The sequence below is a fragment of the Burkholderia sp. Bp9015 genome (genome assembly GCF_003853505.1).
GTDB lineage: Bacteria > Pseudomonadota > Gammaproteobacteria > Burkholderiales > Burkholderiaceae > Burkholderia.
Genome location: NZ_QTPZ01000050.1, coordinates 41,169 through 49,004 on the forward strand (window position 1 = coordinate 41,169; position 7,836 = coordinate 49,004).

The following is a 7,836-nucleotide window of genomic DNA, read 5'->3' on the forward strand; positions in this document are numbered from 1 at the left end:
GACGGAAGCGCCGCGCGGCGGCACGACAACACATCAATGGAGGAGCACAGCAACATGGCAACGAATCTGTTCGACCTGACGGGCAAGATCGCGCTGGTGACGGGCGCGAGCCGCGGCATCGGCGAGGAAATCGCGAAGCTGCTCGCGCAGCAGGGCGCGCACGTGATCGTGTCGAGCCGCAAGCTCGACGACTGCCAGGCGGTGGCGGACGAAATCGTCGCGGCGGGCGGCCGCGCGGAAGCGCTGGCGTGCCACGTCGGGCGGCTGGAGGACATCGCCGCGACGTTCGAGACGATCCGCGGCAAGCACGGCCGGCTCGACATCCTCGTGAACAACGCGGCCGCGAATCCGTATTTCGGGCACATCCTCGACACCGATCTCGCCGCGTACGAAAAGACGGTCGACGTGAACATCCGCGGCTACTTCTTCATGTCGGTCGAGGCCGGCAAGCTGATGAAGGCGCAGGGCGGCGGCGCGATCGTCAACACCGCGTCGGTGAATGCGCTGCAGCCGGGCGACCGGCAAGGCATCTACTCGATCACGAAGGCCGCGGTCGTCAACATGACGAAGGCGTTCGCGAAGGAGTGCGGGCCGTTCGGCATCCGCGTGAACGCGCTGCTGCCGGGCCTCACCAAGACGAAGTTCGCGGGCGCGCTGTTCGCCGACAAGGACATCTACGAAACCTGGATGACGAAGATCCCGCTGCGCCGCCACGCGGAGCCGCGCGAGATGGCCGGCACCGTGCTGTATCTCGTGTCCGATGCGGCGAGCTACACGAACGGCGAATGCATCGTCGTCGACGGCGGCCTGACGATCTGAGCGCGCGATGAAAATCGACAGCTATGCCGGGCAGGCCGTGATGATCACCGGCGCCGCGAGCGGCTTCGGTGCGCTGCTCGCGAGCGAACTGGCCGCGATGGGCGCGCGGCTCGCGCTCGGCGACCTGAACGAAGCGGCGCTCGAGCGCGTGGCCGCGGGGCTGCGCGCAGCCGGCGCCGACGTGATCGCGCAGCGCTGCGACGTGCGCGTCGAAGCCGACGTCGCGTTGCTGGTCCAGGCGGCGGTCGCGGGCTTCGAACGGCTCGACGTCGGCATCAACAATGCCGGCATCGCCCCGCCGATGAAGGCGCTGATCGATACCGACGAAGCCGATCTCGACCTGAGCTTCGCGGTGAACGCGAAGGGCGTGTTCTTCGCGATGAAGCACCAGATTCGCCAGATGCTCGCGCAGCGCGAAGGCGTGATCCTGAACGTCGCGTCGATGGCCGGGCTCGGCGGCGCGCCGAAGCTGGCCGCCTATGCGGCGTCGAAGCACGCGGTGGTCGGGCTCACGAAGACGGCCGCGCTCGAATACGCGCGCCACGGCATTCGCGTGAACGCGGTGTGCCCGTTCTACAGCGCGACGCCGATGGTCACCGACAGCGACCTCGGCGAGCGCCAGGACTTTCTCGCGCAGGGCTCGCCGATGAAGCGGCTCGGCCGGCCCGAGGAAATCGTCGCGACGATGCTCACGCTGTGCGCGAAGGAAAACAGCTATCTGACCGGGCAGGCCGTCGCCGTCGACGGCGGTGTCTCGGCCTTCTGAACCGAACGAACGGAAACCGGAATCTCGAGGAGTCGATCATGGACTTTGGCTACACCCCGAAAGTGGAAGAACTGCGCGAACGCGTGCGCGCGTTCATGGACGCGCACATCGTGCCGCGCATTCGTCAGTGGAACGAAGAAGTGCATGCGGGGCAGTATCCCGTGTCGTTCATGGAGGCGCTGAAGGAGCGCGCGAAGGCCGAAGGCCTGTGGAACCTGTTCCTGCCGCACCTGAAGGCCGACGAGCCGGGCACGGCCCTGACGAACCTCGAATACGCGCCGCTCGCCGAGATCATGGGGCGCGTGAGCTGGGCGTCGGAGGTGTTCAACTGCAACGCGCCGGACACCGGCAACATGGAATTGCTGCACATGTTCGCGACGCCCGAGCAGCGCGAACAGTGGCTGCTGCCGCTCTTGCGCGGCGAGATCCGTTCGGCGTTCGCGATGACGGAGCCCGACGTCGCATCGTCGGACGCGACCAACATCACGACACGCATCGAGCGCGTGGGCGACGAGTACGTGATCAACGGCCGCAAGTGGTTCATCACGAACGCCGCGCACCCGAACTGCAAGATCTTCATCGTGATGGGCAAGACCGATCCCGAAGCGGAATCGCACCAGCAGCAGAGCATGATCCTCGTGCCGCGCGACACGCCGGGCGTGACGATCGTGCGCAACATCACGGTGGTCAATCACTACGCGCCCGAAGGGCACTGCGAGATCACGTTCGACAACGTGCGCGTGCCGGCGCGCAACCTGCTCGGCGAGGAAGGCAGCGGCTTCGCGCTCGCGCAGGCGCGCCTCGGGCCGGGCCGCATCCACCACTGCATGCGTTCGATCGGCGCGGCCGAGCTCGCGCTGGAACTGATGATCGACCGCGCGCAGTCGCGCGAGGCGTTCGGCAAGCCGCTGAACCGGCACGGCACGATCGGCGAATGGATCGCGCGTTCGCGCATCGAGATCGACCAGGCGCGCCTCCTGGTGCTGAAGGCCGCGTGGATGATCGACAAGGTCGGCGCGAAGGCGGCGCGCAAGGAAATCTCGATGATCAAGGCGCTCGTGCCGACCGTCTACACGAACGTGTGCGACCGCGCGATGCAGGTGTTCGGCGCGGCGGGCCTGAGCCCCGACACGCCGCTCGCCGACCTGTGGACCTGGGGCCGCGCGCTGCGCTTCGCCGACGGTCCGGACGAGGTGCACCTGCAGGCGATCGCGCGCATGGAGATCAAGGACGCCGTGCGCGGCTCGACCGAACCGTACCTGACGCGGCCGCCGCGCGGCTGAGCGGCGCACCGCGCGAGCCAGCGACGTGGGCGAACGGGAGACGCACGCCGTATTAAGATGCCGGCAAGGAGATCCGGCGATGCGCCTTTCGAAGATTGATCTGAACCTGTTCGTCGTATTCGAGGCGATCTACAACAAGCGCAACCTGACGCGCGCGGCCGAGGTGCTGAACCTCACGCAGCCGGCCGTCAGCAACGCGCTGGCGCGGCTGCGCAAGACGCTGAACGATCCGCTGTTCGTCAGCACGCCGGCCGGGATGATGCCGACGCCGCTGGCCGAGAACATCGTCGGCCGCGTGCGCGAAGCGCTGCAGCTGCTCGATTCGAGCGCGCACGAAGGCGACGTATTCGATCCGGCGTCGTCCGAGCGCGTGTTCCGGTTGAGCATGAGCGACCTGACCGAAGCGCTGCTGCTGCCGGCCCTCGGCGAACTGCTGCAGACGCATGCGCCCGGCATGCACGTGCGCAGCTACACGATGGACCGCCGCGAAGTGGCGACCGCGCTCGCGAACGGCTCCGTCGACATCGCGATCGACGCGCCGCTGATCGGCGACCCGCACCTGCACCAGGCGCTGCTCGTGCGCGACCGCTACGCGTGCATGATCCGCGACGACCACCCGTTCAAGGGCGACACGCTGACCCTGGACGACTACCTGTCGATGGGGCACATCCACGTGTCGAGCCGCCGCAAGGGCAGCGGGCACGTCGATGCCGAACTGACGCGGCTCGGGCTGCGCCGCAACATCCAGATGCGCGTGCAGCACTACATGGTCGCGCCGCTGATCGCGATGCGCGGCGACCTCGCGCTGACGGCGCCGCTGCGGCTGCTGCAGCGCTACCCCGCGCGGATTCTCGAACTGCCGTTCGAGATGCCGGGGCTCGAATATTTCTGCTACTGGCATCGCAGCGCCGATCAGGATCAGGGCAGCCAGTGGCTGCGAGAGCAGCTGATGACGCTGATGGGCGGGATCGGCGAGTCGCCGTGATGTGACGGCGCGTGCGCGCCGCGCGCCGGCCCACGCCGGCTTCGCTCAAAACGAATCGTCGTCGAAGCGCGACGATACCGGCCGGCGTTTCATGTCCTTCAACCAGTCCCTGACGTAGTCCGGATCCTCGAACTCGCGCAGCGCGATGGTCAGGTCCTGGTTGCCGCGCTGCATGGCGGCGATGTCGCGCGCGAGCATGCGGATCACGGTATCGGGCGCGATCTTGACGGACGACGCGATGCCGTAAGTACGCCGGAAATCGTTCTCGACGTGCCGGATCTCCTGATCGAGCTCGCGCAGCTGTTCCTCGAGGATGCCGTTGTAGCGCGTGAGCCGTGCTTCGCTCAGGCCGTCGATCGCGCGTCGGTCGATCTGTTCGATCTCCAGCTGCAGTTCCAGCAGTTGCAGCAGATTGCCCTTCGCATACGCGTGGTTGACCCGCTGCATCAGCACGGTCTTGCGCTGCTGTTCCTGCGGATCGGTTTCGCGATCGGGATGCAGCGCGCTGGCCAGCTTGCGATAGATCTCACGGATCGACTTGCTCGATTCGGCCTGCTCGGCCTCGCGCTTCGCCTGCGCGGCCGACTGCTTCGGCGCCTTCTTGCGCTTCGCGCGCTGGGCCTCGCGGGCCGCGTGAGCGGCCATGTCGCGCTCGAACTGGGCGTCGAGTTCGGCCTGCATCCGCTCGGCGAGCTCGTCGGGTGACAGCGTGTCGAGATCGTCGGCCGGCTCCGTGGCGGGCATCGGCTGCGGCTCCCGCTTCATCGGCTCGGGATCGGCCACGGCATTGCCGGCGTCGTCGGATGCGCGATGGCGGTTGTAAATGATCTTCAGCGCCGCGTCGTCGCTGACGTTCAGCAAGTCGCGCGCCATGTCGGCGATCAGGTCGGACAGCATGCGCTGCTCGGCCTTGCTCAGGCCCTTCTGCAGGAACGCATCGTCGAGCAGATGGATCAGCCTGATCCGCAGCGCGGTCGCTTCCTGTTCGAGCGGCAGCAGCCCGTCGACGAATTTCTTCTGGAAGGCCGGCGTGACGGCTTCCCATGCGCCCAGACGCTCGCGCCGCTTTTCGATGTGCTTGACGAGCGTATTGAAGGTTTGCTGGGCTTTGGACAGGCTGGCTGTCTCGTGACCGGGCGCGATGGCGACCGCGGCACCGCGACGTGCGGTCATGATGAAGGTCCTCCGGCCGCGGCGGGAGGCGCGGCAGGCCGGTATTTTAGCCGGCATCGCCGGGTCCGGTGGCGAGACGGTCGGCGCGGGCAGCCGCGCTCGCCGCGCATCGCGCTCAGAACAATTGCCCCTGCCCGGAAATCACGCGTTCGAAATCGTCGCGCAGGAACGGCAGGATCGCATCGGCGACCGGCTGCAGCTGGCGGCTCACGTAGAACGCGTAGTCGATCGGCGAGCGCATCGTTTCGAGCGGTTCGGGGCCGGCCGTCGTCATCACGTAGCTGATCCAGCCGCCGCGCTGATACTGCAGCGGCCTGCCGCGCGCCTGGTTGAATTCGTCGGCGATCCGCGCGGCACGCACGTGCGGCGGCACGTTGCGCTGATATTCGCTCAACGGCCGGCGCACGCGCTTGCGATAGATCAGTTGCGCATCGTATTCGCCGGCGAGCGTGCGCCGCACGTAGTCGCGAATGAAATCCTGGTACGGCTCGCGCTTGAACACCCGCCGGTACAGTTCGCGCTGGAATGCCTGCGCGAGCGGCGTCCAGTCGGTGCGCACCGTTTCGAGCCCCTTGAACACGAGGTCCTCGCCGCCGTCCGCCGCGCGCGCGAGGCCCGCATAGCGCTTCTTGCTGCCTTCTTCCGCGCCGCGCACGGTCGGCATCAGGAAGCGCCGGTAATGCCGCTCGTACTGCAGTTCGAGCGCGCTTTCGAGCCCGAAGCGGTCGCGCAGGTGCGCCTGCCACCAGCGGTTCACGTGCTCGACGAGCGCGCGACCCTTCGCCCCGGCCGCGTCGTCGTCGTGTTCGCGCCCGAGCCACACGAAGGTCGAATCGGTATCGCCGTAGATGACTTCGTAACCCTGCGCCTCGATCAGCTCGCGCGTGCGGTGCATGATCTCGTGGCCGCGCATCGTGATCGACGACGCGAGGCGCGGATCGAAGAACCGGCAGCCCGTCGAGCCGAGCACGCCGTAGAACGAATTCATGATGATCTTCAGCGCCTGCGACAACGGCGCGTTGCGCTGGCGTTTCGCTTCGTCGCGGCCTTCCGACACGCGCCGCACGATGTCGGGCAGGCAATGCGCGGTGCGCGAGAAGCGCGCGCCGAGAAAGCCGGGCACCGACGTGTCGTCGCCCGGATGCGCGAGCCCTTCGATCAGCCCGGCCGGATCGATCAGGAACGTGCGGATGATCGACGGATAAAGGCTCTTGTAGTCGAACACGAGCACCGAGTCGTACAGGCCGGGTCGCGAATCCATCACGAAGCCGCCGGGGCTGTTCTGGCCGGTCACGTCGCCGAGGTTCGGTGCGACGTAGCCGAGCCGGTGCATGCGCGGCAGGTACAGGTGCGTGAACGCGGCGACCGAGCCGCCGGTGCGATCGGCCGCGAGGCCCGTGACGGTCGCGCGTTCGAGCGCGAAGGACAGCAGGTCGGCCTTGTCGAAGATGCGCGTGACGAGTTCGCAGTCCTTCAGGTTGTAGTGCGCGAGCGCGGGCTTGTCGTGGTCGAAGCGGCGCTGGATCTCGTCCATCCGCTGATACGGATTGTCGATCGACTTGCCTTCGCCGAGCAGCGACTGCGATACGTATTCGAGGCTGAACGACGGGAACGTCCACGTCGCCGATTTCAGCATGTCGATGCCGTCGAGGATCAGGCGGCCGGCCGCGCCCGCGAAGAAATGGTCGGGCTGCTGCCCGTGCGCGCGCCACTCGAGCACGCTGCCGCCGCGCCCGAGCTTCAGCGGCACGCCGTATTGCTCCGCGTGCGCATGCAGGATGCGCAGGTCGAACTGCACGAGGTTCCAGCCGATTACCGCATCGGGATCGTGTTCGTCGAACCAGTCGTTGAGCCGCGCGAGCATGTCGGGCCGGCTGTCGCAGTAGTCGAGCTTGAAGTCCGCGGCGCGCGCGTCGCCGTTCGGCGGGCCGAGCATGTAGACCTGCCGCTGCCCGCAGCCTTCGAGCGCGATCGAATACAGCTCGCCGTGGACGCTCGTCTCGATGTCGAGCGATACGCAGCGCAGCGCGGGACGATAGCCGGTCGCGGGCTTCAGTTCGCCGTCGGTCAGCGTGCCGTCGCGGCCGGCCGTGCCGCGAAACTGCACGGGCGCCGTGATGAAGCGCTCCATCGTATAGCGGTCGGGCGGCTGCACGTCGGCTTCGTAGACGTCGACGCCGGCCGCGGCGAGGCGTTTCTGGAGTCCGGACAAATGGCGGTAGCGGCGGCAGTAGAGGCCGGCCACCGCGCGCTGGCGGAAGTCGCGCAGCGCGAGCGGGCGCAGTTCGGCATCGCGCTCGCCGGCCAGCGTGCGTTCGGCGAGCGCACGCTGCTCGGCCGGCACGAACGCGACGGCTTCCTGCGGGCGCAGCCGCACGCGGCGCGGACCGTGTTCGGTTGCCAGCCAGAACTCGATCTCGATGCCGGACGCGGTGTCCCGCCAGTGGCGGGTGAGGATGAAACCCTGCTCGAACGCAGTCAAGACACTTGCTCGTCGTGGATGCCCAGGCGGCGGATTTTAGCGCTTCTCGCGCGGTTCCCGCCGAAGCGGCGCCGCTGGCATCGGGTGGCAGGACGCGGCGCCGGATCCGCCACGTGGTGCGCGTTGCATCGACCGCGTGAAGCAGTCGGCGTCGCGCGCAGGCCGGATGACGTTCGGGCGGCACGCATTCGTCTGTCGAGTGCGCGAGCGCGTCGGCCGGCAGCTGCGGCAGCGTTGCCGCGGCGCAGGCCCTAGCAGGCTGTTGAAAAGCGCCTCGTTCCGACGATCGGGGCACTGTTTAAAGGGGTTTCGTATGCGATTGGCTGCT

At 67.7% G+C, this 7,836-nt stretch carries 6 protein-coding genes; 4 read left to right on the forward strand and 2 right to left on the reverse strand.

The window, feature by feature from the left end:
• Positions 1-54 precede the first annotated feature (54 nt).
• From DIE12_RS34480 to DIE12_RS34495, 4 genes are all read left to right on the forward strand, one after another.
• A complete protein-coding gene (locus DIE12_RS34480) occupies positions 55-819 on the forward strand; it encodes an SDR family oxidoreductase (protein WP_044848813.1) in 765 nt (254 codons plus the stop codon).
• A 7-nt stretch (positions 820-826) separates the two neighbouring features.
• Positions 827-1,585, forward strand: a complete 759-nt coding sequence (locus tag DIE12_RS34485; protein ID WP_124487117.1) for an SDR family NAD(P)-dependent oxidoreductase — start codon at positions 827-829, stop codon at positions 1,583-1,585.
• Between the two features lie 38 nt (positions 1,586-1,623).
• Positions 1,624-2,868, forward strand: a complete 1,245-nt coding sequence (locus DIE12_RS34490) for an acyl-CoA dehydrogenase family protein (RefSeq protein WP_044848815.1) — start codon at positions 1,624-1,626, stop codon at positions 2,866-2,868.
• 79 nt (positions 2,869-2,947) lie between these two features.
• A complete protein-coding gene (locus DIE12_RS34495) occupies positions 2,948-3,853 on the forward strand; it encodes a LysR family transcriptional regulator (RefSeq protein WP_044848816.1) in 906 nt (301 codons plus the stop codon).
• A gap of 45 nt (positions 3,854-3,898) precedes the next feature.
• Here DIE12_RS34495 and DIE12_RS34500 read toward each other — a convergent pair whose 3' ends face one another.
• Together DIE12_RS34500 and DIE12_RS34505 are read right to left on the reverse strand one after the other, a co-directional pair.
• Positions 3,899-5,026: a molecular chaperone DnaJ gene (locus tag DIE12_RS34500; protein ID WP_124487116.1), complete on the reverse strand. Its 1,128-nt coding sequence runs from the start codon at positions 5,024-5,026 to the stop codon at positions 3,899-3,901.
• A 115-nt stretch (positions 5,027-5,141) separates the two neighbouring features.
• Complete coding sequence (locus tag DIE12_RS34505) at positions 5,142-7,508, reverse strand: DNA polymerase II (protein ID WP_124487115.1); 2,367 nt, start codon at positions 7,506-7,508, stop codon at positions 5,142-5,144.
• Between the last annotated feature and the right edge of the window lie 328 nt (positions 7,509-7,836).